This is a genomic window from Micrococcus porci, assembly GCF_020097155.1.
Classification (GTDB): domain Bacteria; phylum Actinomycetota; class Actinomycetes; order Actinomycetales; family Micrococcaceae; genus Micrococcus; species Micrococcus porci.
In genome coordinates, this window is record NZ_CP083691.1 from 2,050,509 (window position 1) to 2,076,243 (window position 25,735).

Consider the following 25,735-nt stretch of genomic DNA (forward strand, 5'->3'; position numbering starts at 1 on the left):
CGCCTGGGGCACCTGTGCAGGACAGGTGGCCCGCTGCGGACGCCTCGGACCCCCGTCGACGCCCGGGCTCAGCGCCCCAGGTCGCCCCGCAGCCCGCCGTCCTCGGGGACCTGGAGCTCGTCGCGCGGGAGCTCCTCGATGTTCACGTCCTTGAACGTCAGCACGCGCACGCGGCGGATGAACCGGGCCGTGCGGTAGACGTCCCACACCCACGCGTCCTCGAGCGTGAGCTCGAAGAACACCTCGCCGTCGGTCTGGTGCGGGGTGAGCGTCACCGCGTTCGCCAGGTAGAACCGCCGCTCGGTCTCCACGACGTACCGGAACAGCCCCACGACGTCCCGGTACTCGCGGTACAGGAGCAGCTCGGCCTCGGCCTCGAAATCCTCGACGTCGTCCGTGCTCATGCCCGGGCCTCCTCACCGCTCGTCCCCGCGGCCCGGCGGATGCCGGACGCCCGACCATCCTCCCCCCGGCACCGCCCCCGCGTCGAACGCGCCCCGCCGACGGCGCGGCAGCGGCACCGCAGGGCGAGCCTCAGAAGAGCACGTCCGGCTCCGCCCCGGTGCCCGGCACCCCGAGGTTCCAGGAACGGCGATGGTGCTCGGTGACCCCCAGCTCCACGAGGGCGGACCGGTGCGCGGCCGCCCCGTAGCCCTTGTTCCCGGCCCATCCGTAGGCCGGGTGGGCCGCCGAGAGCGCGATCATGGCGTCGTCGCGGCCCACCTTCGCGGCGATCGACGCCGCCGCCACGGTGGCGCAGCGGTCCTCCGCCTTGACCATCATGTGCGGCGCCGGCGGGACGGGCCCGGTGACGACGTCGTCCATCCCGCCGCCGCGGGCGTGGCGCAGCCAGTCGTCGGAGCCGTCGAGGATCAGGGCCACGGGCTCCTCCCCCAGCGCGGCCAGGAGACCGGCCCACGCGCGGCACCCGGCCAGCGCGAGGGCCCGGGTGATGCCGAGCCGATCGATCTCGGCGGGGCTCGCCTCCCCCAGGACGACGCCGGCCGCCCACGCCTCGATCTCGGAGGCCAGGGCGCGCCGCCGCCGGTCAGTCAGGGCCTTGGAGTCCCGCACGGCCGGCACGACCCCGAGGGCGGGCACACGCGCGGCGCAGACGCCCACGGTCACGGGGCCGGCGAGGGCGCCCCGGCCGACCTCGTCCATCCCCGCCACCAGGGCGCTCGCCCCCGGGCCGATCGCGGCCTCGGCCAGGGACGCCTCCACGTCCAGTCCGGCGCGCACCACCGGAGGCCGCGGGCTCACGGCAGCTTCGCCAGGGGGCCGGGCCCCACGGCCCCGGCCCGGTCGAGGGGCCACACGACGCCCTCGACCCGGCCCACGACGTCGTCCACGGACACCATGCCGCCGCCCGGCCCGTGCTGGTGCTGACGGGAGTCCTGGGACGCGGACCGGTGGTCGCCCAGCACCCACAGGCCGCCGTCCGGCACGACGACGTCGAACGCCTCCTGCGCGGCCGGTCCCGCCACGTACGGCTCGTCGACGGGCACGCCGTTGACCTCCAGCCGCGCGTCCTCCGGGCTCCACCGGACCCGGTCCCCGGGCAGGCCGACGACCCGCTTGACCAGGTGACCCTCCTGCGTGCCGAGCCCGAGGGCGGCGACCGCGGCGTGCAGCGGGTCGGCGTGGACGGCCTCCGCGCCGGCGAGCCAGCCGCGCGCGTCGCGGAACACGACGACGTCCCCGCGGCGCAGCTCCAGCGGACCGGGCACGAGCAGGTCCACGGCCACGCGGTCCCCGGGCCGCAGGGTGGGCTCCATGGAGGCGGAGGGGATGGCGAACATGCGCACGAGGAGCAGCTGGACCGCCAGCAGGAGGGCCAGCGTGACGGCGACGGTGACGGCGGCCGCGCGCAGCGGGTGCCCCGGGTGCTCCGCCGCGGGCGCCGCCGCGGGATCCGCGGTCCCGGCCGCGGCGGGGGTGACGGGCGCCTCAGCCACGGGACCCGTCCTGCGCGCCCGCGGGGACGTCCCCGCGGCGGTCGAGGGGCCAGGCGACCGAGTCGACCCGCCCGATGACCTTCTCCACCGGGATGAGGCCGCCGCCGGGGGCGCCGAGCAGGGCGCGGGAGTCTCGGGAGACGTCGCGGTTGTCCCCGAGCACCACCATGCGTCCCTCCGGCACCTCGAAGGCCCACGTGCTCCGGGACGCCGGGGCGGCCGCGTCCACCGTGCGGCCGAGGTAGGACTCGTCGAGGGGCGCGCCGTTGCGCTCCAGGCGGCCGTCGGCGGTGCAGCAGGACAGGGTGTCCCCCGGCAGCGCGAGCACGCGCTTGACGTACACGTCCTGAGCGGCGCCGACGCCCCAGAACGCCGCCACGTCCTCCAGGCCCCGGTCGAGGGCCGTGCGAGAGCGGTAGGGGGCCAGGCTCCCGGCGCCGTCGAACACCACGACGTCCCCGTGCTCCAGGCCTGCGCCGTCGGCCGCGGCGGTGTCCACGTGCACCCGGTCCCCGGGCAGCAGCGTCGGCTCCATGGACCCGGACGGCACGAGGTAGACGGGGCCGGTGAACGCTCGCAGGAGCGCGGCCGCCACGACGGCGCCCGCGAGGGTCAGCAGGACGAGGGCCCACCAGGGCCGGCCGGCCTCCCCGGACGCGCGGGAGCCCCGCGACCGGTTCCGGTCACGGGGCTCCTGTGCGCGCATGGTGCGTCTCCGGACGGCCGCGGGGGCCGCCCGGAGCGAATCACTTGGCGTCGGCGCGCTTCTCGCGGATGCGGGCGGCCTTGCCGTGGCGATCGCGCATGTAGTACAGCTTCGCGCGGCGCACGTCGCCCTTGGTGAGGACCTCGATCTTGTCGATCACCGGGGAGTGCACCGGGAAGACGCGCTCCACGCCCACGCCGAAGGACACCTTGCGGACGCGGAAGGTCTCACGCACGCCGTGGCCCTGGCGGCCCATGACGTAGCCCTGGAAGACCTGCACGCGGGCGGTCTTGCCCTCGATGATGTTCACGTGCACCTTGACGGTGTCGCCGGGGCCGAACGCGGGGATGTCCTCGCGGAGGGAGGCCTTGTCGAAGGAGTCGAGGATGTGCATGCTGCTTCTCCCTGGTGGACGCCGCAGGTCATCCACGTGGTCTGCCGGGCGGCGTCGCCCCGCGCGTCGGCGGGGCGGGACGGCCGTCCCGAAGTCCTGGTTCCGGGCCGGCCGCGATCGCGGGGCCCGTGGTCCGTGCCGTCGACGCGCGCCCCCTGCGGCAGGTCGGGCGTCCGGTGGACACGAGGATCCATTATGCCACACACCCGACGCGCGGGCGGCGTCAGTCCTCCGCGGCGGACCCGGCGTGGTGGGCGGCCCAGAGATCGGGCCGACGGATCCGCGTGCGCTCCTCCTGCTGGTCACGGCGCCAGGCGGCGATCCTGCCGTGGTCCCCGGAGAGCAGCACGGGCGGCACCTCGCGGTCCCTCCACATGGACGGCTTGGTGTAGACGGGGTACTCGAGCAGGCCGTCCTCATGGGACTCCTCCACGAGGGACTCCGGGTTGCCCACCACCCCGGGCACGAGCCGGCCGACGGCCTCGATCACGGCCAACGCCGCGACCTCGCCGCCGTTGAGCACGTAGTCCCCGAGGGAGAACAGGCGCACGTCGAAGAGGTCCTCGGCCCAGCCGAACACGCGCTCGTCGATGCCCTCGTAGCGGCCGCAGGCGAACGCCAGGTGCTCGGCCTGGGCGAGCTCGCGCGCCGTGGCCTGGGTGAACGGCGTGCCCGAGGGGGTGGGCACCATGAGGATCGGCTTCGCCGGGGCGGCCATGGGGCTCGCGGCGGCGACCGCCTCCAGGGACAGGGCCCAGGGCTCGGGCTTCATCACCATGCCGGCGCCGCCGCCGTAGGGGGTGTCGTCCACGGTGCGGTGGCGGTCCGTGGTGACGTCCCGCAGGTCGTGGACGTGCACGTCCACGAGCCCCTCGCGGCGGGCCTTGCCCAGCAGGGAGACGTCCAGGACGGCCATGTACTCGGGGAAGATGCTGACGACGTCGATGCGCACGGCTCAGCCCTCGCCCGCCGTGGTCTCGGAGGCCAGCTCGAGCAGCCCGGGCGGCGGAGCGACCACCACGACGCCGGCCTCCTGGTCCACCTCGGGGACGATCTCCTCCACGAACGGGACGAGGGCGTCGTCACCGGTCGCGTCCAGGCGGACCTGCAGCAGGTCCTGCACGGTGCCCGTGAGCAGCCCGGTCACGACGCCCACACGGGCGCCGTCGACGTGGACCTCGAGGTCGAGGAGGTCGTCCTCGTACCAGGCGTCGTCCTCGACCTTTTCCAGGGGCGCGGCGTACAGCTGGGCGCCGCGCAGCGCCTCGGCGGCGTTGCGGTCGGGGACCTCGGCGAAGCCCACCACGAGGATGGCCTTGTTCCACCGGGCGCGCGTGACGGTGAGCGCCGCCGGGGCGCCGGGCGGGCCCTGGCGCACCTCGAGACGGGAGTCGGCGGCGAAGCGGGCCTCGGGGTCGTCGGTGAACAGCTGGACGGTCACCTCCCCTCGGATGCCGTGGGGCTTGCCGATCCGCGCGACGCGGACCTGGCCCTCGGTCTCGGCGGGCTGGGGTGCGGGGCTCATGGGTCTCTCTTCTTCGGCGGGCGGATCGGGGCGGGCGGTCGCGCCGGACGGGTGGCGCCCCGGTCCCGGGACGACGACGGCCCGCACCGTCGGGGGACGGTGCGGGCCGTGTCGGCGGGCGAGCCGGGGGCTCAGCGGGCCCGGTCGGTCTCCACCACGTCCACGCGGACGGGGTGGCCGGCCAGGCCGTCGAGCACGGTGCGCAGCGCGGTGGCGGTGCGCCCCTGGCGGCCGATCACGCGGCCGAGATCCTCCGGAGCCACCCGAACCTCCAGCATCTCCCCGCGCCGCTGGGGGCGCGAGGCGACGCGGACGGCGTCCGGGGTGTCCACGATGCCGCGGACGAGGTGCTCCAGGGCCTCGGCCAGCATGCTCACTCGGCCTTCTCGGCATCCTCGGCCGGGGCCTCGGCGTCGGCGGCCTCCTCGACCGGGGCCTCAGCCTCGGCGGACTCGGCCGGGGCCTCCTCCTGCTTGGGCTCCTCGGGGAGGATCACGGACTCCTTGGCGGGGGCCACGAAGGCCTCCTTCTCACCCTTGGTCTTCAGGGTGCCCTCGGCGCCGGCCTCGCCCTTGAACTTCTGCCAGTCGCCGGTGATCTTCAGGAGGGCGGCCACCTGCTCGGTCGGCTGGGCGCCGACGGACAGCCAGTACTGCGCGCGCTCCGAGTCGATCTCGATGAACGAGGGCTCCTCGGTGGGGTGGTACTTGCCGATCTCCTCGATGGCACGGCCATCGCGACGGGTGCGCGAGTCCATGACGACGACGCGGTAGTAGGGGGCGCGAATCTTGCCGAAGCGCTTCAGACGGATCTTGACAGCCACGTGTGTGGTTCTCCTTCAGGGATCTGGGGGCCGGTCGGCGGCGCCGCGTGGGGGCAGCGGGGCCGGGTGACCGACGAACGGAACGGAGCGCGCGGAGGATAGAGGGTCGTCCGGGCTCACGCTCAGTGCTGGACCATTCTGCCAGACGACGCCGCCCGCGCGCACCTCGGACGCGCGGGCGGGGCGGGGTGCACCCGGGCTGGCTCGGCTCAGCGGTCCTTGAGGTACTTCTCGAAGCCCGCGGGCAGGTTCAGCTGGGACGGGTCGAAGTCGGTCATGTCGGGCATCGTCCCGCCCTGCCCGAACACGCCGCCGGCGGCGGGGCGGGATCGGCGCTCCTCCAGGGCCCTGCGCTCGGCGGCCGCCTTGGCGGGGTTGCCGGACTTCACCTTGGTCTTCTTGGCGTTCCTGCCCTTGGACTTGCGGCCCGGGCCGGGGCCCATGCCCGGCATGCCGGGGACGCCGCCGCCGGCGAGCTTCTTCATCATCTTCTGCGCCTCGGCGAAGCGCTCCAGGAGGGCGTTCACCTCGGTCACCTGCACGCCCGATCCCTTGGCGATGCGGGCGCGCCGGGAGCCGTTGATGATCTTCGGGGCGACGCGCTCGTGCGGCGTCATGGAGTGGATGATCGCCTCGACGCGGCCGATCGAGGACTCGTCGAACTGCTCGAGCTGCTGCCGCATGCCCTGGGCGCCGGGCATCATGCCCAGCAGCTTCTTCATGGAGCCCATCTTCTTGAGCTGCTGCATCTGGGTCAGGAAGTCGTCGAAGGTGAAGTCCTCCTGGTCCGCGAACTTCTTGGCCATCTTTTCGGCCTCGGCGCGGTCCCAGTTCTGCTCGGCCTGCTCGATCAGGGAGAGCACGTCGCCCATGTCGAGGATGCGGGAGGCCATGCGGTCCGGGTGGAAGACCTCGAAGTCCTTCAGGCCCTCGCCGGTGGAGGCGAACATGATCGGCTTGCCGGTCACGTGGCGCACGGACAGGGCCGCGCCGCCGCGGGCGTCGCCGTCGAGCTTGGTGAGGACGACGCCGGTGAAACCGACGCCCTCGTTGAACGCCTGGGCGGTGGCCACGGCGTCCTGGCCGATCATCGCGTCGATGACGAAGAGGACCTCGTCCGGCTGGACGGCGGCGCGGATGTCCGCGGCCTGCTGCATCAACTCGGCGTCCACGCCGAGACGGCCGGCGGTGTCGATGATGACGACGTCGTGGTACTTGGTGTTGGCCTCGTCGATGCCGGCACGGGCCACCTGGACCGGGTCGCCCGTGGCGGCCTCGAACTCGGAGGACACGCCCGGGTGCGGGGCGAACACCGGGACGCCGGCGCGCTCGCCGTTGACCTGCAGCTGCTTGACGGCGTTGGGGCGCTGGAGGTCGCAGGCCACGAGCAGCGGGGTGTGGCCCTGGGACTTGAGCAGGTGGGCGAGCTTGCCGGCCAGGGTCGTCTTGCCGGCGCCCTGGAGGCCCACCAGCATGATCACGGTGGTGCCGGTCTTGGCGTGCTGGATGCGCCGGGTCTCCCCGCCGAGGATCGCCACGAGCTCCTCGTTGACGATCTTGACGACCTGCTGGCCCGGGTTCAGGGCCTGCGAGACCTCCTCGCCGAGGGCCCGCTCCTTGATCTGCGCGATGAACTGGCGCACCACGGGCACCGCGACGTCCGCGTCCAGGAGGGCGCGGCGGATCTCGCGCGCGGTGGCGTCGATGTCCGCCTCGGTGAGCCGCCCCTTGCCCTTGAGGTTGCGGAACGTGGCTGTGAGGCGGTCGGACAGGGAGGTGAACACGGCGGGTGTGGTCCTTCGAAGCGGGGTCGACTGATCCGGACTCGGTCGGTCGCGGGCGCCGGGGGTCTGCCCCCGGCGCCCGCCAAGCCTAGCAACCCGAGCCGGGGCTCACTCCGCGGCGGCCGTGCTGCGGGCCTGCGCGTCCGTCGGCACGGGCACGCCGCCGAAGCCGACGTCGTAGGCCGTCTCGTCGTGCAGCGTCAGGTCGACGCCGCGCTCCTCCTCCTCGACGCTGACGCGCAGGCCGAGGGTCGCGCGGAGCACGAAGGCGATCACCGCGGTGACGACGGCGGTGAACACCACCGCGACGACGACGGCGACGGTCTGCGCGAGGAGCAGGGATCCGTCCCCGCCGTGGAAGAGGCCCGCGTGCCCGGTCTCCGGCAGCGCGAACAGCCCGATCAGCAGGGTGCCCAGGATGCCCGCGGTCAGGTGCACGCCGACCACGTCCAGCGAGTCGTCGAAGCCCCAGCGGTACTTCAGGTTCACCGCGAGGGCACAGGCCGCGCCGGCGACGAGGCCGATGACGACGGCCCCCAGCGGGCTGACGAAGGCGCAGGCCGGCGTGATCGCCACGAGGCCCGAGACGATCCCCGAGGCGGTGCCGATCGACGTCGGGCGCCCCCGGCGCAGCCACTCGACGAGGACCCAGCCGAGCATGCCGGCGGCCGCGGCGACGAGCGTGGTGACCCAGGTGAGGCCGAGCTGCTCCACATCGGAGGCCGCACCGCTGTTGAATCCGAACCAGCCGAACCACAGCAGGGCCGCACCGAGCATCGTGAACGGCACGTTGTGGGGCCGGTGGGCGGCGTCGACGCCGAAGCCCTGACGCTTGCCCATCATCATGGCCAGGACGAGCGCGGCCACGCCGGCGCTGATGTGCACCACGAGCCCGCCCGCGAAGTCGAGCGCCTCGCCCAGCCGGGCGCCGATCGCGCCGTCGGCGGAGAGCAGGCCGCCGCCCCAGACCATGTAGGCCAGCGGCGCGTAGACCAGCGTGACCCACACCGGCACGAACACGCACCAGGTCGAGAACTTGGCGCGGTCGGCGACCGCGCCGGAGATCAGGGCCACCGCGATGATCGCGAAGGTGGCCGAGAAGCCGACGGAGATCAGGTCCCCGTCCGCCATGGACTGCACGGCGCCCAGATCGTTCAGCGGGCTGCCCACGATCCCGGCCAGCCCGTCGCCGCTGGTCATGCCGTAGGCCCACAGGATCCACGCCACGCCGATGAGGCCCATGGACACGAACGACATCATCATCATGTTCAGTGCCGACTTCGCGCGGGTCATCCCGCCGTAGAAGAGGGCCAGTCCGGGGGTCATCAGGAGCACCAGTGCGGCCGCCGTCACGGTCCACACCGCTCCGGCGTCCAGGGGTGTCGTCTCGGTCATCAGGGGCCGCCCTTCGGTCTGCGCCGGCGGGCCCCGCGCGAGCGCCGAACCCGTTCGGCGTCGCTGCCCGGCCCGTGATCGGGCCGTTGGGGGGAGCATAGCGTCCGCGTCGTTCCGCGACGGAATGTGACGCGCGCCTCTCTCGAGGGGTGCGCCGGGTCCGCGGGGTGCGGCCGCCCGGGACGCGAGCGGGCCCCGTCCGACCGTGTCGGACGGGGCCCGGAGGCGTGGCGGATCAGGCGGCCAGCAGCGCGTCCACGAAGCCCTCGGCGGAGAACGGCGCGAGGTCGTCCGCGCCCTCGCCCAGGCCGATGAGCTTGACGGGCACGCCGAGCTGGCGCTGGATCGCGACGACGATGCCGCCCTTGGCGGTGCCGTCCAGCTTGGTGAGCACGATGCCGGTGACGTCCACGACCTCTGCGAAGACCTTCGCCTGGGTCAGGCCGTTCTGGCCCGTGGTGGCGTCCAGGACCAGGAGGACCTCGTCCACCTCGGCCTGCTTCTCGATGACGCGCTTGATCTTGCCGAGCTCGTCCATCAGGTTGGCCTTGTTCTGCAGTCGGCCGGCGGTGTCCACGAGCACGACGTCCGCCTCGCGCTCGATGCCGGTCTTCACGGCCTCGAAGGCCACCGACGCGGGGTCCGCGCCCTCGACGTCCGAGCGGACCGTCTCCACGCCCACGCGGGCGCCCCAGGTGGCGAGCTGCTCGGCGGCGGCGGCGCGGAAGGTGTCCGCGGCGCCCAGCACCACGGTGCGGTCCTCGGCGACGAGCACGCGGGCGAGCTTGCCCACGGTGGTGGTCTTGCCGACGCCGTTGACGCCCACGACCATCGTCACGGCCGGGTGGCCGTCGTGCGGGGTGGCGGCCAGGCGGCGGTCCATGGAGGGGTCCACCATGGCGACGAGCTCCTCGCGCAGCAGCGCGCGCACCGACTCCGGGTCGCGGGTGCCGTCCACGGTCACCCGGGCCTTGAGCCGGTCCACGAGCTCCATGGTGGGCTCGGTGCCGAGGTCCGCCATGAGGAGGGTCTCCTCGATCTCGTCCCACACGTCCTCGTCGATGTGGTCGCGCGAGAGCAGGGCCAGCAGCCCCTTGCCGAAGACGTTGTTGGACTTGAGCAGGCGCGCGCGCAGGCGCTGCAGGCGGGTGCCGGCGGCCTCGGGGCGCTCCAACTGCCGCTCGGGGGCCTCCGCGGCCTCCACGGGCTCAGCCACGGGCGCGGCGGCGTGGGAGCCGGCCCGCCCCGTCTCCTCCAGCGCCTCCTCCGGGGCGGGCGCGGAGGACGGATCGGCCACGAGACCGGCAGGGGCGGGATCGTCGGAGTCGCGGAGCTCGGTGTAGGTGCCCTTCGGCGGGGCGACGGGGCGGTCGAGCAGACCGACCAGCACGACGCCGAGCAGCAGGGCCAGGACGACGGAGATGACGATGACTGTGATCACGGGTTCCAGTCTGTCACAGGGGACGGAGGCCCGGCCGGGGCCGCGGGCGGGCGAGGGACCGCGCCCCGCCGCCGCGCCCGGTGAGAGTGAGAGGATGTGCGGCATGCCCACCACCCCGTCCGCCGCCCGCGCGCCCCTGCCGCGCGAGATCAAGGTGCTCGTGGCGGCCGCGTTCGTCATCGCCATCGGCTTCGGCATCATCGCTCCGCTGCTGCCCCAGTACGCCGAGCGCTTCGCGTCGGACTTCGCGAACCCGGCCACCGCCGTGGCCGCCGTCGTCTCGGCCTTCGGACTGACGCGCCTACTGTTCGCGCCGCTGTCCGGACGGCTGACCAACCGCCTCGGCGAGACCCCCGTGTACATGACGGGCGTCCTGATCGTGGCGGCGTCCATGTACTTGATCGCGTTCGCGCAGGACTACACGCAGCTGCTGGTGTTCCGCGGCCTCGGCGGCGTGGGATCCACCCTGTTCACCGTCTCCGCCATGGCCTTCCTGGCCAGCAAGTCCCCGCCCTCGATGCGGGGCCGGGTGTCCGGGGCGTACGCCTCCGCGTTCCTGATCGGCAACATCGTCGGGCCGATCGTGGGCTCCGTCCTCTCCGTGTTCGGCTACCGGGTGCCGTTCCTGATCTACGGCACCTCCCTGGTGATCGCGGCGGCCATCGTGTTCTTCATGCTCAAGGACACCCGCCTGCATGACCGCGCCGCCGCCGACTCCCGCCCGGTGATGCGGCTCAGGGAGGCCCTGGACCACCCCTCCTACCGGGCGGCTCTCGTGTCCATGTTCGCCAACGGATGGGCCACCTTCGGCGTGCGCAACGCGGTCACCCCGCTCTTCGCCGCGAGCGCGTTCACCGGGACCGCCCTGCTGGGCTGGACGGTCACCCAGGAGAACCAGGCGCTCATGGCCGGTCTGGCGCTGTCCGTGTTCGCCGCGGGCAACGTGGCGGCCGTGACGTTCAGCTCCCGGCTCTCCGACGTCCGCGGTCGCAAGCCGCTCATCCTCCTCGGACTGGCCGTAATGGCCGTGTGCACGGGCGTGATCGGCTGGATGACCTCGCCCCTGCTGTTCCTGGTGGCCTGCCTGCTGGCCGGCGCGGGGACCGGCACGCTCAACGCCCCGCAGCAGGCCGCCGTCTCGGACCTGGTGGGCCAAGGCCGCAAGGCGGGGCCGGTGATGTCCGTAGCGCAGATGGCGGCGGACCTGGGAGCCATCTCCGGCCCGATGCTCGTGGGCCTCGTGGTGGACGGGGCCGGCTACGGCTGGGCGTTCGCCGTCACGGGCGCCGTCCTCGCCGTCGGCTTCCTCGCATGGCTCCGGGCCCCGGAGACCAACCTGCCGATCGTGCCCGGCGGTCCCCGCACCGGGTCCCTGCCGAAGATCGCCCCCGAGGACGTCGCGCCGCCGCACCACCGGGAGGCGTGAGGGGGCACCTAAGTTGCCCCCCCGAAACGGCAGGTCTTCAGAGGGCGTGGCGGGGACTGAATTCCACCTCCTGGACGGAAGGCAGGTGCATGTCCGTGGCCGGGAGGACGACGCGCGGCCGGTACGTGGTCCGAAGGTCCTCCACGAACGCCCTGGCCTCATCCACCTTCTGCGCGGCGAGCATCTCGTTGTACTGCTCATAGCGATCCATCACGCGCTGGGGGCTCCCCTCCATCACGGGACGTCCCTTGTCCAACCACAGAACCTTGTTGGACGAGTCGAGGATGGTCTTGTTGTCGTGGCTGACCAGGACGACGGCCCCGGCCTTGCGCTTGAGCTCCTGCATGCGCTCCTTGGCGCGGGCCCGGAACTGCGAGTCCCCCACGTTGAGCGCCTCGTCGATGACGAGCACCTCGGGATCACGGCTTGTGGCGATCGCAAATCGCAGCCGAGCACTCATGCCGGAGGAGTACGTCTCGATGGGCAGGTCGATGGCCTCCCCGAGACCCGTGCTGGCTGCGATCTCGGGCGTCTTGGCCATCACTTCGTCCTTGGCCATTCCGAGCGCCAGGCATCCCAGCACGATGTTCTGACGGCCGGACATGGCGGGCACCAATGCGGCGTTGACACCGAGCATCATGGGGGTGGCTGTGGCCAGCACACGGCCAGTGGAGGGGGCGAGCTTGCCCGCGATGATCTGAGACAGCGTCGACTTGCCCGAGCCGTTGCGGCCTACCAGCCCCAATGTGCGGCCCTGCTCCAGGCCGAGGGTCATCTCGTGCAATGCATGGACAGGTACCCGCGGCGGCTGGCGCAGCGCGCGGGCGAGCCCCCTCCGCCACGCAGGGAGCGCCGCCACGCTGTCGGCGGCACTGGACGGCACCCGGTAGGTCATGGACACACGATCCAAGACGAGGGCGTAGTCGACGGTCGTGTCGGTCATCGGTTGAGGTCCTTCGCATAGCGCTCCTCGCCGAGCCAGAAGACGACGACGCCCACCACCAGGAGCCCGACCGACCACGCAGCGAGGATGCCCCACGCGACGGGCGACGGGGACCGGCCGTACAGCAGAAGGTCACGGGATATGTCGAGCACCTGGTACATCGGGTTCAACTGCAGCACGGCGAGCACGTTCGGCTGGGAGACGAACCGGTCGAAGGAGTAGAAGACCGCCGACCCGTACATCCAGAGGCGGATGCCGAAGCCCACGATCTGCGAGAGGTCGCGGACCCGGGACACTGCGCGGGCTAGGAGCAGCCCGACACCCGCGACCAGCATCAGCTGCAGTGCGACGACGACGGGGAACAGGAGCCACCACCACGTCACCTGTGCATGCGGAGGCAGGATGAGCACCGCCAGGAGCATGGCGGCCAAGGTGAAGCCGTAGGCGAGCACCTCGCGTGCCAACGCTGTCAGCGGCAGGACCGCACGGGGAAGCTGGAATGCGTCTGCCACGTTGTTCCTCGCCGTCAGGGAACGGGACAGGGCCGTCACCGCCCGGGTGGTGAACGTGAACATGAACACGCCCACGGTGAGGTAGCCGATGAAGTTCTCGACACCCAGCGAGGTCCTCAGAAGGACACCGAAGACCAGGAAGTACGTGGCCCCATTGAGGATCGGGTTCAGCAACAGCCACACGTTGCCCAACCGATGTCGCCGGTTCTGTGCCTGCACAGCCGCCACTGCGTCGTAGCGCACGTAGTGACGTAGCCGCCAGAGACGAGTCACGTAGTCGCCCAGGCTGGGACGTCGCCCGACGCGCTCCAGTCTGCTCTCGTCCACCCTCAGCTCGACGGGCGGCGATGTCGCCTCGACACGATCGGTCACGCGGGTCCCTCCTGCACGGGCTTGACGGTGGAGCCCGCACCATCGGCACGGACGTCCCCGATTCGGATCGCAAGTATACGAGGGCCCACCCGCTCCCGATGCGGTTCGATAGGGTGAAGCGAGCCACGCGTCCACCGTGGCCAGCACCGACTCTGGAGCCGCGTCCATGCCCCTGAAGATCATGCCCATCTACGGCACCCGCCCCGAGGCCATCAAGATGGCACCGATCGTGAACGCCCTGCGCGCCGACGATCGGTTCGAGTGCTTCACGACGGTCACCGGCCAGCACCGCGAGATGCTCGACCAGGTCAACGCGATCTTCGGCATCACGCCGGACGCGGACCTTGACATCATGCGCCCGAACCAGACGCTCAACGGGATCATGAGCGTCATGCTGGAGGGACTCGACGAACTCCTCGTCCGTGAGCGTCCCGACGCTGTCGTGGTCCAGGGCGACACAACGACGTCGACCGCCGGCGCGATCGCAGCCTTCTACCGCGGCATCCCGGTGGTCCACGCCGAGGCCGGGCTGCGCTCCGGCGACCTGTTCTCCCCGTTCCCGGAGGAGGCGAACCGCAAGATCACCTCCCAGATCGCCTCGCTGCATCTGGCACCGACCTCGGTCTCGCGCGCCAACCTCGAGCGCGAGGCCATCGACTCCGCGGCGATCACCGTCACCGGGAACACCGTCATCGATGCGCTGCTCGAGACGGTCGCCCAGCAGCTGCCGTTCACCGACCCTCGGCTCGCTGAGCTCGCCGAGCGCCGTGCGGCCGATCCGCAGAGCCGCGTCCTCCTGGTCACCACCCATCGACGGGAGAACCAGGGTGAGGCCATGCGCGGAGTGGGTCGGGCACTGGCCCGGCTGGCCCAGAGCCACCCGAACTTGACGATCGTGCTCCCGGCCCACCGCAACCCGGTCGTGCGCGAGGCCGTCCTGCCGACGCTGGAGGGGATCGACTCCGTGATCGTGACCGAGCCCCTCCCCTACGGAGAGTTCACCCGGATGATGGATCTCGCCGATGTCGTGCTGACCGACTCGGGTGGCGTGCAGGAGGAGGCGCCATCGCTGGGCAAGCCTGTGCTTGTCATGCGGGACAACACGGAGCGTCCGGAGGCGGTGCACGCAGGCACCGTCCGCCTCATTGGCACCGACGAGGAGCGTCTGGTCGAGGAGACGTCTCTCCTGTTGACGGACCCCGACGCCTATGCCGCCATGGCCCACGCCGTGAACCCCTACGGCGATGGCCGTGCGGGGCTGCGAACGGTGGCCGCGATCGCCCAGCTCCTGGGAGTGGGAGATCGCCTGGACGAGTTCGGAGCCTGAGCCCCTCTCCGCTCATCACACCTGCCTCCGGTCGTCGACCGGGGGCAGGTGTGTCTCTGCCCCGCTCGCGACTGAAGAGATGCAAGTCTGAGACCATGGTCACGTCCGCCTCGTGACGTGGCCGGACCGGCGCGGGGGCGTGACCCCGCATTTGAGAGGACCCCATGAAGAAGATCACCCGCTCCCTCGCCTCCGTGGCCGCAGCGCTCGGCCTCGCCGGCGCCGGGCTCGTGGCCGCCCCCGCCGCTCAGGCAGCCGACCTGACATGCTCGGGCATCATCTCCGGCCGCACCATGACCGGGGACATCACCGTCCCCGGGGGCGCCACCTGCACCATCCGTTCCAGCACGGTCACGGCGGACTACGTGTACGTCGCTCCCAATGCCACGCTGATCACGGAGAACTCGTCTGTCAGCGGGTTCATCTCCGTGGAGCGTGGCGCTACCCTGCGTGCAACGGAGGGCTCCCTCGGCGACGTGCTCGCGGACAGCCAGAAGCTCATCCGCATCCACGGCACGTCGGTGGGAAGCCTGAACGTCTCGCAGGGCGGCACGGTCACCACCACCCGTATGCGGGTGCGCGACGATGCCTACTTCCACGGCATGGGCGGCACCGTCTCGCATTCCTGGGGCCGGTTCTCCAATTACGTCAGCCAGTACGGGTCCGCCCGCAACCGCTTCATGATCCGCTCCTCGGTCGTGGGTGCGGACGTGTCTGTGCAGCAGTCCGGTCACGTTCTCGTCGGCAGGAACACGGTCTACGGGAACATCTTCGTCCACGACAACCGGGGAACGATCTACATCGAGGGCAACCGGGCGGACCTTTACCTGTCGTGTGACGGGAACCGCTACCAGCCCACGGGTGGAAACAACACCGCTTGGGACAAGTGGGGCCAGTGCGCCGCCCTGTGACCCGTTGACGGGTCAGGGGCCCGCGGTCGTCTCGACCGCGGGCCCCTGCATTCCAAAGCCGTCACTCGCCGGCGACCAGCTCCGACCAGCGGTCGAGAGAGCGACCGCCGTCGAACCGAGCCGACGTCTCCCGCCGCGCGGTGTCGGCGGCGGCACGGAACACCTCCGGTTCGCGGAGACCAAGGATGCGACGGGCCATGGACTCGAGCGTGGGGCTGAGCCACTCGGCGGGGAAAATGCGGTCGGCGCCCGGCCAGGCGAGCACGGCCGGCACCGCGCCGTTTTGCGCGCCGTCCACCGAGGTGAAGTGGAACGACTCGAAGTCGGAGACGGACAGGCCGATGCCGATGGACGAGTACCAGCGGTCAAGTTCGGCGCGGTCGGTGCTGAACCCGTCCAGGTGGACGGCGCCCTGGAGCGCGGGGTCCTGTGCGATCCGCTCCCGGATCGTCCCGTAGTAGGCCATTTCCTCCTCACGGGCGGCCATCCACGGGTAGTCCTCGGGCTGCTTCCCCTTCACGCGCAGGGAATATCGGGGATCCTCGCGGCGGAGCATCGCAAGGAGGTCGAGGGCGCGGTCGAAGCGCTTGCCTCGCGGCACGATCCCCACGAGCCCGAGCACGAAGCGGGAGTCGGGGTCCCGCTTGAGACCCGCTCCGGGCAGGACGATGTTGGGGATCACTTCGGAGGGACGGGCCGCGACGCCGCGGTAACGGCGGGCGGAATCACGGATGTGCGGTGCAACGAAGATGAACCGGTCCACGGCGGGCAGGTTCATTCGAGACCAGTTGTCCCGGAAGAGCTCCTGCGAATGGACACGCACGTACAGCCGCTGGCCCTCACGCTTGTGCTTGGAGTACCAGACGGCGTTGCCCAGGCCCCACTCGCACAGGACGACGTCGGCCCAGTCGACGAGCTCGCGGCTGAGCTCATCGTCATGATCCTGGTGGGAAGCCCACTGGTCGAGGCGGACCTCGTGGCCGTCGGACCGGAATCGGTTGATCAGCTCGCCGGCGAACTTGAGGTCGTGGCCGGCGACGACCACGCGCAGGGGCCGTTCCATGCGGTCGAGCGCCTCAGGCGTCAGTGCGACGGCGGCCGGGCGCTGCTTCGCGCCCAGGTCCTCCACCGACTCGAGCAGGCCACGGCGCACGGTGACGACGCCGTCGTCACCCCCACCCCACCTGAGCACCAGGGAGGCGCCGGACGGCACGGGGGCGCCGCCTACGACCGCCAGAGGGGTCGCCAGGTCGGTCACCGGTGTCGTGTCCAGTACGGCGGCGCTGTAACCCGAGTCAAGGAGCACGTTGGCCAGGTCCTCGTGTACCACGCGGTCCAGCCGCGCTCCGTCCCACTCCCACGCCAGGTGTGCCGGGTCCAGACTCGCGCTCCCGGCGGATACCTCGATCCCGGCGGCGGAGAGCCGCTCCCGCACCGTCTCCGACATCTCGTCGGCCACCACCCTGTCGACCGGGCGTGTCTGGGCCAGGAGCCCGTCCCAGTCGGCCCGGTCCGCGGGGCCTGTCAGCACCACAGTCGTGCCGGGCGTCGGATCGGGGCTGACGGCCAGACCCAGCCGACGCAGCAGGACGAGGAGCCGGTCGGACAGCGTGTGGCTCCGGCGAACGAGCCGGCGGAGGTTCCATCCCTGCACATTGCGCAGACCGGGATCCGAGAGCAACGTGGACATCGCGCGCTCGGCAACCTCTCGGCGGCCGATGGTCGGGACCAGTCCGCGGAACATGTGGTTCACACCGGCCGACGGACCGGAGGCGACCACGCCGCCGGCGCAGCTGATCTCCATGACCCGGCGGGAGAACATCGTCTCCGACGCGGTCACCGAGTTCACGTTCACGTGCAGGGGGTACCGGCGGTAGGCCTTGACCATCTCCGAGTACGGCAGGCCGCCCTCGACGAAGGGCTGCAGCTCCTCCGGGAACCGGTACGGGGAGTCCGGCAGGTCCGCCTGACGGTCGTAGATCGTCACGCCAAACGGGCGTGCGACGTGGAGGAGCCCCCGCAGCACCTCGGATCGGTCTCTGTACCGGTCCCCGTAGTACGAACCGGCGTACATGACCGGGCGGTCGGCCACGGCCGGACCGTCAGTCACCGGGTGGTGGAGGGAGGGCTGCGCGAAGAACGCCATGCTCCCCACGGTCTGACGGGAGCGGTCCACCCGCGCCTGATACCCCTGGATCGAGCGGTTGTCCGTGGTGAGCACCAGATCGAAGAGGCGCGCGTTCTCCACGAACCGGTTGAAGTGGACCGGGTCTTCCTTGTTCCAGAAGACGGTGGGGACGCCGGCGGCCCGGCAGTCCTCCAGGAGGGCCCGAAGGTCGGCGGACTCCTCGTCGGAGTAGTGGCCGACGCCGCGGGTCCACGCACCGTCGTTGCCGGACCAGGCGGACTCGACGAACACGGCGTCGAGGCGCTCCTCCGCAAGCTGACGCCGCCAGCCCTGGCCCGCACGCTGGAGGGGGACTGTCTGGACCTGCTCCGCGAGGCCGGAGGTCGTGAAGGTATCCGCGATGACGCCGAGTCGCACGGTGGACAGCGGGCGCGATCCGCCCTCGGCTCCAGTCGAGGGGACGGCCGCCAGGATTCCGGATCCCAGGTGGGCTCCGAGCACGTCCCAGCGCCGCTCCCGCAGCGCCCACGCACGCCCGCTACGGCCGAGGTCGAGGCGCCGCTCGGGATCGTCCAGGAGGCCCGCGATGGCCTCCGCCAGGCCGTGACGGTCACCCGCCGGAAACACCACAGCCCCACCGCACTCCTCGGCGAGGCTGCGCAGCACCGGCAGGTCCGAGAGCACCACGGGGACGCCTGCGGCGAGCGCCTCCAGCGGCTTCAGGGGGCTCACGAGACGCGTGACGCGGGTGGCGGTGCGCGGGCATGCGACGACGTCCACCTCGCTCATGAGCGCGGGGATGAGGTCGGCATCGATGCGCCCGAGCAGGTGCACGGGGAGTGACGTGTCGCGCTCCGCGGCGATCTCCTTGAGACGCGGCAGGACGGGGCCGTCGCCGGCTACGACGAGTTGGAAGTCGTCGCGCTCCTCCGCCAGTTGGAGACATGCCTCCAGCAGGTCCTCGAGGCCCTCGTAGGACACCAGCGAACCCAGGTAGCCGATCACAGCACGATCGGGGTCCAGCCCGAGGCGCCGGTGCAACTCGCCGACCGCGGGCAGCGGCTGGAACTGCTCGGGGTCCACGCCGTTCGGGGTGACGGTCATCCGGTCGGGGTCCACGCCCCGGCCCCGCAGCTCGTCGCGCATCTCAGCGGTGAGCACGAACACGTGGTCGGCCTCGACCATGACCAGGTCCTCAAGACGGCCGGCCAGCTCGCCTCGCTCCTGGAGGCCCTCCTCCCCCGGCTCCATGCCGTACTCCCAGAAACCCCGCACCTCGTATGTGAAGGGCAGCCCCGACAGGCGGGCGGCGATCAGGGCGGGCAACGCCGTGATGTGGTTCGACGCGGCGTGCACGTGGGCGGGTCGGTTGCGCGCGATCACCTGGAGGTACGAGTCCACCGCGCTCTCCAGGTAGGCGGCGAGCGCCTGGTTGCGCAACGACGGCCCGAACGAGTAGACGTGCTCGATGCCGTCCACGAGCTCCGGGTAGGACTGCTTCTTGCGTGCGGCGCGGGTGACCTTGGCGTCCCACGGGAAGCCCGGACGGGCGGCGACGACGACGTCGTGGCCCGCGTCGCGGAGGCCGGCCACGATGCCGCGCGTGCGGATCGCGTAGCCGTTGGACTGGTAGGGGTGCACGCCGTGGGCGCAGTAGAGGATCCGGCCGGCCTCGGGGCGGAGGGCGGTCCCGACCGCCCGGGCCGGGACGACCGGCGGGTGGTCGAGCAGTCGGGCCTGCTCCCGCACGTTCCGCGCGAGCTTGGCCTGGGCCGGGGTGAACTGCCCCACCAGCTCGGGGTGCTCCTCCAGGGCCGCGGCGGGGGCACGGAGCTGGCCGTCCCGGTAGAGCGCGGCCACCAGGGCGTGGAGGGCGGACGCGCTCGGCCGCTCCGCGAGCGCGGCGCGGAGGGCGGCGAGCGTGCGCTCGCCGGTCGGCTCCGCGGCGGGGGCGGGCGTGGCGACGGCGGCGTCGGCCCGCTCGGGGGCGGGGGCCGCGGCCCGCGTCCTGGCGAGAGGGCGGCGGAGCGTCTCCGACCACCGCCCGGGGGTGCGCAGCAGGCGCTTCACGCGCGCCGCCGCGGCGTGGGCGGGGGCTCGGCGGGCGTGGTAGATCCAGCGGCGGATCTGCCTGACACGGCCGGTGTTGAGCACGCGCAGCCGCCACGGCACCTCGGCCACGTGATCGGACGGCTCGGGGGTCCCCGGACCCGCGACGTCGGCGGCCTCCAGGTCCGTGCCGCCGTCGGACGCGTCGTGGGTAGCGTCGGCGCGGGACCGCACGCCCCGGATCAGCTCCTCCGCCCCGGCGTATCGGACGCGGACTCCCACGTCACGGCTTGTCCACAGGGCCATTTCGTCGATCTGACGCACGCAGCGATCTCCTAGAACGGTGGGGCCGAGGCGGCCGGGGTCATGCGCCGGCCCGGCATGCTCGTGTGCGCGCCGGGCCGGCTGGGTGGATCAGTGGGGGGCGAGGCCCGTCAGCGCCACTGCCCGCGCGTGTCGATCACGCGCTTGCCCGCGGTCTGCTCGCCGAGGCCGGCGAACGCGTCGTGGTCCACGAGCAGCAGGACGACGTCGGCCTCGGCCACGGCCTGCTCGGCCGGGACGAAGCGCACGTTCTCCTTGCCCTGCAGCTTCGCGGGCAGCTCATCCACGTGCGGCTCGGACACGAGCACGGTGGAGCCGGAGAACTCGTCCGCGAGCTGGGCGGCGATGTTCAGCGCCGGCGACTCGCGCAGGTCGTCGATGTTCGGCTTAAAGGCGAGGCCGAGGGCAGCGACGACCGCCGGGCGGCCCTCCTTCTGCTGCACGTCGAACGCGGCGGCTTTGGCCCGCTCGATGACCCACTGCGGCTTGGCGTCGTTGATCTCGCGGGCGGCGCGGATGATGCGCGCGGTCTGCGGGGCGGCGTCCACGATGAACCACGGGTCCACCGCGATGCAGTGCCCGCCGACGCCGGGGCCCGGCTGAAGGATGTTCACGCGGGGGTGGTGGTTGGCGAGCCCGATGAGCTCCCAGACGTCGATCCCCTGCTCGGCGCAGATCAGGGACAGCTCGTTGGCGAACGCGATGTTCACGTCGCGGAAGGAGTTCTCCACGAGCTTGGCCATCTCCGCGGTGCGGCAGTCGGTCAGGAGGATCTCGCCCTCGCAGAAGGAGCGGTACAGGTCCCGGGCGCGCTCGGCGGCGGCCGGGGTGGAGCCGCCCACGATGCGGTCGTTGGTGACGAGCTCCACCATCACGCGGCCGGGGAGCACGCGCTCGGGGCAGTGCACGAAGTCCAGCGGGGCGTCCTTCAGGTCCGGACGAACCTCGCGGATCACGTCGGCCATGTGGTCGGTGGCGCCGGGGGGCGAGGTGGACTCGAGGATCACGAGCTCGTCTCCGGTGAGCTGCGGGGCCAGCCCGCGCGCGGCGGCCTCGATGTAGGACAGGTCCGGGGCGTGGTCGCCCTGGAAGGGGGTGGGCACCGCGACGATGTAGGCGTCGGCCTTGGGGGTCTCCAGGGAGGCGTCCAGGCGGCCGGCGGCCACGTTGCGCTCGACGAAGTCGGCGAGGTCGGGCTCCACGAAGGGGACCTTGCCGGCGTTGACCGCGTCCACGGTCCGCGGGCTGACGTCCACGCCATGGACGGTCAGCCCGTTCTCCGCCAGGATCGCGGCGGTCGGCAGGCCGATGTAGCCCAGGCCGATGACGGCGACGGTCTTGATCTGCGTCACGTTCTGTATTCCCATCCTCGCGTTCACGTCCCGGCATCGCAGCGCGGGCGGTGTCCCCATCATAGTCAGCCGCCCCGGACGGCACCCCGGTCGGCGACGTCGACGACGGCGCCCAGGCGCGCGTAGAGCTCTGTGTAGCGGCGCGCGTTCGCCGCCCAGGTGCGCTCGGCGAGCACCCAGGCGCGGGCCCGGTCGCCCATCGCCGCGGCGGCGTTGGGGTCCGCAAGCAACGCCTCGACGGCTTCGGCCCACGCCTCTGGATCGGAGGCCGGGACCGTCGCCCCGGTCTCGCCCTCGGCCACCAGCTCCTGCAGCGCGGGCAGCCGGGAGAGTAGCACGGGCCGGGCCGACGCCATGGCCTCCAGCGGCTTCATGGGGGTCACGTCGCGGGTCACGGAGGTGTCCCGGCGGGGCACGCAGAACACGTCGAGTGCCTGGTGGCACAGGGGCGCCCGCGCGCGCTCCACCCGGCCGAGCAGGTCCACCCGGTCGCGCACCCCCAACTGCTCCGCGAGGGCGGCCAGGCCGGGCAGGGCGGTGCCGTCGCCGGCCACGAGCAGGCGCAGCCGCGGGCGGCGGTCCGCCAGGAGCGCGACGACCCGCACGAGGTCGTCCAGCCCCTCGTAGGGGACGACGGAGCTGACCGTGCCGATGTACTCGGCGTCCGGGGCCAGCCCCAGAGCCCGACGCGCGGCGGCGCGCTCCCCCGGCGCGTCCAGGAAGGCCCCGCCCACCGCGTTCGGGCTGAGCACCACGTCCTCCGGGTCCACGCCGTCCTCGGCCAGGCGGGCGCGCATGGTCTCGGCGAGGGTCACGACGCCGTCGGCCCGCGCCGCCGCCTCGGCCTCCCGGGTGCGGAAGGCTCGGTACCGCTCCGACATCAGCGCCTGCGGGCCCCGCGTGGACGCCCACGTGTCGGCGAGCTGTCCGCGCACCTCGTACACCCACGGGATGCCCACGGCCTCGGCCACGGCCGCGGTCACGGCCGCGTTCACCCAGTGGGTGGTGGTGTGGAGCACCGCCGGCCGCTCGCGCAGGACGAGCCGCAGCAGGGCGGCGGCGTGCTGGTCCAGTCGGGCGCCGAAGCCCGGCGCGAGGGCCGCCGGCAGCAGGCGGTGGTAGGCGACCCCGTCCACGCGGTCCACGTCCTCCGCGGCCAGCACGCCGGTCTGGACGGGCCACCCCAGGCGCGTCACCGCCGCCACGGACCAGCCCGCGTCCCGGACCGCCGTCAGCAGGCTGTGGGAGCGCTGGACGTAGCCGGAGCCGGTGTGGGGCAGGGAGTTGGTGAGCACGAACAGGACGTGCCCGGGGCGGGGCTCGTAGTCGGCGGCGAGGGCGCGGTCCTCCGCGGAGAGGCAGACGGGCCGCCCCAGGAGGGAGTCGCGCTCGGCCGCCAGCCGCGCCCGCAGCCGGCCCTGGCGACCGTGCGGGGAGAGGACGAGGACGGCTCCGGTCATGTCCCCGCGGTGCCAGCGCAGGCGCGCCCGCGCCTCCGCGGCGCCGGGGGCGTCCGCCGGGACGTCGGCCAGGAGGCGCTCGGCGTCCTCGTCGCGGCCGGCGGCCAGGAGCACCTCGGCCCGACGCGCACGCTCGCGGGGCCCGGGGGCGTCGTCGGCGTCGACGAGGGCGGCCTGCAGCTGCTCCTCGCGACCGAGCATGGCCAGCCCGATGCCGCGCGGCACCGCTACGCGCGCGGGGACGTCCGCCAGCACGCCGCCCACGCGCGCACGGAGGCCCGTGGGCAGCCTCCGTGAGACCTGCAGGGCGAGGACCACGGGGTCGTCGAGCAGGTGGTCCGCGACGGTCCGGCCGGTGAGGGCGGCGTTGGCGGCGAGTCGTCGGACGCGGGGGGCGCGGGGGCTCATGCGGTGGTCTCCGTCCGGGTGCGGCGGGAAGGGCGGGCGGCCACTCGGCGCAGGAGCGCCTCGTAGCGGCGTGCCGTCGTGGGCAGGTCGCCGTGCGCGGCGGCCCAGCGGCGGCCGGCGTCCCCGACGCGGGTGCGGGCCGGGTCGTCGGCGAGGGCGTCGAGGTGGGCGACGAGGTCCTCGACCCCAGGCCCGACGACGTCGGCGGCCCCGGAGCGCTCCAGCATGAGGGCGGCCTCACCGGAGAGCTGGCCGGTCACGTGCCGGCCCACGGCGAGGGCCTCGTAGGTCTTGGAGGGGATGGTGTGGCGGAAGCTGGGCCAGTCCGGCCGCAGGCACACCACCAGGGTGTCCGCCCACGCGTACTGCTCCGTCAGCGCGGCACCGGACACCGGCGGCACGAACTCCACCCCGGCCTCCAGCTCCGCGTTCAGGGCCTCGAGCGCGGCCCGGCGGGTGCCGTCGCCGACGATCCGCACGTGCACGCCCGGGTGTGTGGCACGCTGCCGGGCGGCGGCCTCCACGAGCCGCTCGAGCCCCTGGCTCTCCCCCAGGTTGCCCAGGTACAGCACGTGCAGCTCGCCGGCGGTCCGGTCCCGCGGCGGGGCCACGGGGACGCGCTCGAGGTCCACGCCGTTGGCGAGCACCTCGACGCGGCGCATGCCGCGGCCGCGCAGCGTGGCCGCGAAGCCCTCAGTCACCGTGACGACGAGGTCGGCGGCGCGCTGGCCGCCCGTGACCACCCGCTCCATCAGGGTGCCGAGCAGGCCCGGGTGCACGCCCGCCTCCCGGGCGAGGTCCGGCCAGGCGTCCCGCATCTCTACGACCAGCGGGCGGCGGCGCAGCACGGCCAGGGCCCGCCCGGCCACGACCACCGGCAGCGCCGGCAGGGTGGCCACCACCACGTCCGGGCGCGGCAGGACGAGGCCGCGCGGCACCGCCAGCACCGCGTGCACGGCGGCGGCGGCGAACCGGCCGTTGCGCCCGTCGCCCGAGCCCAGCAGCCGCGGCGTGGGACGCAGGCGCTCGCCGTGCTCGCCGACGCGGGTGCGCAGCCCGCCGGGGACCAGCACGTCGACCTCCCAGCCGGCCGCGCGCAGGGCCTGCACCACGGCGGCCCAGCGCCGGGCGGGCGGGGTGCGCTCCGGACGGTACGAGTGGGTCACCAGCAGCAGGCGCGGGGCACGTCCGCCGGCGCGGGTGCGGCGCTCACCCACCGCAGGGGTCCTCGCCCAGCAGGGTCCCCTCGCCGGCCGGCGGCGCCGCGGCCAGCTCGGTCAGCAGGGGCGTTGCCCCCGGCGCGGCGGCCAGGGCCGGCTGGACGTCCTCCCCCGCCGCGAGCGCCTCGGGGTCGTGCGCGCGGAGGTAGGACTCGACGTCGTCGCGCTGAAGGGCGTCCCGCAGGGCGGCCATCCTGTCCGCGTCGAGGAGCACGACGTCCTGGCCGTCCGGACTCGTGCCGTAGCCGGCGCGGGGCACGGTGAACATGGTCAGCGCGGAGCGGTCGACGCCGCGCAGCTGCCAGGCCAGCGAGGCCAGGGTGGCGGAGTCCAGGCCCTCGTCCACCGTCAGGTGGTCGGAGAGGCCGGCCACCACATCCACGGCGCGGGGCGGGTTGAGGACCACGGCCGGGTCCAGGAACGCGGCGACGGCGCCGCGCACGAACCGCTGCTGGTTCTGCACCCGCATCACGTCCCCCTCGGGGAAGGCGTGGCGCTCGCGCACGTAGCGCAGGGCCGCGGTGTCCTTCAGCTCGATCCGCCCGCGCGGGTAGAAGGAGGGGTTCTTCTGGCCCGAGGAGAACGCGTGCGGGTTGCACACCTCGACGCCGCCCAGGGCGGTGGTCATGCCGCGGAAGCCCTGGAAGTCCAGTTCCGCGAGGTGGTGGACGGGCACCCCGAGCAGCTTGTCCAGCATGGCCGCCGTCAGCTCCGGGCCGCCGAGCTCGTAGGCGGCGTTGGCCTTGCGCTGCCCGCGGCCGGGGATCTCCACCAGGGAGTCACGCAGCACGGAGATCACGTAGACGTGCCGGCGGTCGGCCGGGACGTGGACGAGCATCATGGTGTCCGAGCGCTGGCTGGTCTCCGCCGAGTCCTCCGCGGCGCGGGAGTCCGAGCCCAGCACCAGGAAGTTCACCGGGCCGTCGTTCCCCGGGTCCGCGAAGGCGGCGGCCGACACCGTCTGCCGGTGTCCGTCGAAGGTGCGGGCGAGGAGCAGGCCGTAGGCGCCGAGGGCGACGACCAGCAGCAGCGCCAGCACCCCCAGCACCGCGAGGAACCGGCGCAGCGGGCGGCGGCGTCGGGCCCGGCCGCCTCCGCTCCGGCGGGTGGCGGGCGGGGTCGACGTCGGGGGCGCGGCGGGGGCGGGACCCCGCAGGCCCTCCAGGGGGTCGGCCGCGCCTCCCGGGCGCTCCGGAGGGATCCACGGCTGCTGCGGGGGCTGGGTCACTCGGCTCTCCTGGTCGGACGGTCGCGTCCAGTCTAGGGACCCCGGGGGC

Annotated in this window: 22 protein-coding genes; 3 read left to right on the forward strand and 19 right to left on the reverse strand. The window is 73.0% G+C overall.

Features of this window, described 5'->3' with window-relative positions:
- Positions 1-68 precede the first annotated feature (68 nt).
- From KW076_RS09690 to ftsY, 12 genes are all read right to left on the reverse strand, one after another.
- A complete protein-coding gene (locus KW076_RS09690) occupies positions 69-404 on the reverse strand; it encodes a DUF2469 domain-containing protein (RefSeq protein ID WP_224355142.1) in 336 nt (111 codons plus the stop codon).
- A gap of 130 nt (positions 405-534) precedes the next feature.
- Positions 535-1,263 carry a ribonuclease HII gene (gene rnhB, locus KW076_RS09695; RefSeq protein ID WP_224355143.1) on the reverse strand — a complete coding sequence of 243 codons (729 nt, stop codon included), beginning with the start codon at positions 1,261-1,263 and terminating at the stop codon, positions 535-537.
- A complete protein-coding gene (gene lepB, locus KW076_RS09700; RefSeq protein ID WP_224355144.1) occupies positions 1,260-1,958 on the reverse strand; it encodes a signal peptidase I in 699 nt (232 codons plus the stop codon). The genes rnhB and lepB (KW076_RS09700) overlap by 4 nt, the downstream gene beginning before the upstream one ends.
- On the reverse strand, positions 1,951-2,664 hold the full coding sequence (lepB, locus tag KW076_RS09705; RefSeq protein WP_224355145.1) for a signal peptidase I: 714 nt from the start codon (positions 2,662-2,664) through the stop codon (positions 1,951-1,953). The genes lepB (KW076_RS09700) and lepB (KW076_RS09705) overlap by 8 nt, the downstream gene beginning before the upstream one ends.
- A 40-nt stretch (positions 2,665-2,704) precedes the next feature.
- Positions 2,705-3,058, reverse strand: a complete 354-nt coding sequence (gene rplS / locus KW076_RS09710; protein WP_224355146.1) for a 50S ribosomal protein L19 — start codon at positions 3,056-3,058, stop codon at positions 2,705-2,707.
- Between the two features lie 223 nt (positions 3,059-3,281).
- Positions 3,282-4,010 carry a tRNA (guanosine(37)-N1)-methyltransferase TrmD gene (gene trmD, locus KW076_RS09715; RefSeq protein WP_224355147.1) on the reverse strand — a complete coding sequence of 243 codons (729 nt, stop codon included), beginning with the start codon at positions 4,008-4,010 and terminating at the stop codon, positions 3,282-3,284.
- A 3-nt stretch (positions 4,011-4,013) separates the two neighbouring features.
- Positions 4,014-4,583: a ribosome maturation factor RimM gene (gene rimM / locus KW076_RS09720; RefSeq protein WP_224355148.1), complete on the reverse strand. Its 570-nt coding sequence runs from the start codon at positions 4,581-4,583 to the stop codon at positions 4,014-4,016.
- A gap of 131 nt (positions 4,584-4,714) precedes the next feature.
- Positions 4,715-4,954 (reverse strand): RNA-binding protein, encoded by a 240-nt coding sequence (locus KW076_RS09725; protein WP_224356828.1) that lies wholly within the window; start codon positions 4,952-4,954, stop codon positions 4,715-4,717.
- 2 nt (positions 4,955-4,956) lie between these two features.
- A complete protein-coding gene (gene rpsP, locus KW076_RS09730; RefSeq protein ID WP_224355149.1) occupies positions 4,957-5,406 on the reverse strand; it encodes a 30S ribosomal protein S16 in 450 nt (149 codons plus the stop codon).
- A gap of 209 nt (positions 5,407-5,615) precedes the next feature.
- Positions 5,616-7,190, reverse strand: a complete 1,575-nt coding sequence (gene ffh, locus KW076_RS09735) for a signal recognition particle protein (protein WP_224355150.1) — start codon at positions 7,188-7,190, stop codon at positions 5,616-5,618.
- A 108-nt stretch (positions 7,191-7,298) separates the two neighbouring features.
- A complete protein-coding gene (locus tag KW076_RS09740; RefSeq protein ID WP_224355151.1) occupies positions 7,299-8,585 on the reverse strand; it encodes an ammonium transporter in 1,287 nt (428 codons plus the stop codon).
- A 235-nt stretch (positions 8,586-8,820) separates the two neighbouring features.
- On the reverse strand, positions 8,821-10,035 hold the full coding sequence (ftsY, locus tag KW076_RS09745) for a signal recognition particle-docking protein FtsY (RefSeq protein ID WP_224356829.1): 1,215 nt from the start codon (positions 10,033-10,035) through the stop codon (positions 8,821-8,823).
- Positions 10,036-10,129: 94 nt separating this feature from the next.
- Between ftsY and KW076_RS09750 the strand changes: the two genes are divergently transcribed.
- On the forward strand, positions 10,130-11,452 hold the full coding sequence (locus tag KW076_RS09750) for an MFS transporter (RefSeq protein WP_224355152.1): 1,323 nt from the start codon (positions 10,130-10,132) through the stop codon (positions 11,450-11,452).
- Between the two features lie 37 nt (positions 11,453-11,489).
- Here KW076_RS09750 and KW076_RS09755 read toward each other — a convergent pair whose 3' ends face one another.
- Positions 11,490-12,395 carry an ABC transporter ATP-binding protein gene (locus KW076_RS09755; RefSeq protein WP_224355153.1) on the reverse strand — a complete coding sequence of 302 codons (906 nt, stop codon included), beginning with the start codon at positions 12,393-12,395 and terminating at the stop codon, positions 11,490-11,492.
- The gene (locus KW076_RS09760) at positions 12,392-13,279 is read right to left on the reverse strand and encodes an ABC transporter permease (protein WP_224355154.1); all 888 of its coding nucleotides are present in this window, start codon (positions 13,277-13,279) and stop codon (positions 12,392-12,394) included. The genes KW076_RS09755 and KW076_RS09760 overlap by 4 nt, the downstream gene beginning before the upstream one ends.
- Before the next feature lie 166 nt (positions 13,280-13,445).
- On the opposite strand from KW076_RS09760, the gene wecB reads away from it, so the two are divergent.
- Positions 13,446-14,606 carry a non-hydrolyzing UDP-N-acetylglucosamine 2-epimerase gene (gene wecB / locus KW076_RS09765; RefSeq protein WP_224355155.1) on the forward strand — a complete coding sequence of 387 codons (1,161 nt, stop codon included), beginning with the start codon at positions 13,446-13,448 and terminating at the stop codon, positions 14,604-14,606.
- Positions 14,607-14,770: 164 nt separating this feature from the next.
- A complete protein-coding gene (locus KW076_RS09770; protein WP_224355156.1) occupies positions 14,771-15,517 on the forward strand; it encodes a hypothetical protein in 747 nt (248 codons plus the stop codon).
- A 61-nt stretch (positions 15,518-15,578) separates the two neighbouring features.
- Here KW076_RS09770 and KW076_RS09775 read toward each other — a convergent pair whose 3' ends face one another.
- The 5 genes from KW076_RS09775 to KW076_RS09795 form a co-directional block, all read right to left on the reverse strand.
- Entirely contained in the window at positions 15,579-20,018 is a 4,440-nt protein-coding gene (locus KW076_RS09775) for a glycosyltransferase (RefSeq protein ID WP_224355157.1), read from the reverse strand.
- A 110-nt stretch (positions 20,019-20,128) separates the two neighbouring features.
- On the reverse strand, positions 20,129-21,370 hold the full coding sequence (gene wecC, locus KW076_RS09780; RefSeq protein ID WP_286670216.1) for a UDP-N-acetyl-D-mannosamine dehydrogenase: 1,242 nt from the start codon (positions 21,368-21,370) through the stop codon (positions 20,129-20,131).
- 65 nt (positions 21,371-21,435) lie between these two features.
- Positions 21,436-23,238, reverse strand: a complete 1,803-nt coding sequence (locus KW076_RS09785) for a glycosyltransferase family 4 protein (protein WP_224355159.1) — start codon at positions 23,236-23,238, stop codon at positions 21,436-21,438.
- Positions 23,235-24,455 (reverse strand): glycosyltransferase family 4 protein, encoded by a 1,221-nt coding sequence (locus KW076_RS09790; RefSeq protein WP_224355160.1) that lies wholly within the window; start codon positions 24,453-24,455, stop codon positions 23,235-23,237. Before KW076_RS09790 ends, KW076_RS09785 begins: the two co-directional genes overlap by 4 nt.
- Positions 24,448-25,686 (reverse strand): LCP family protein, encoded by a 1,239-nt coding sequence (locus KW076_RS09795; RefSeq protein ID WP_224355161.1) that lies wholly within the window; start codon positions 25,684-25,686, stop codon positions 24,448-24,450. Before KW076_RS09795 ends, KW076_RS09790 begins: the two co-directional genes overlap by 8 nt.
- Between the last annotated feature and the right edge of the window lie 49 nt (positions 25,687-25,735).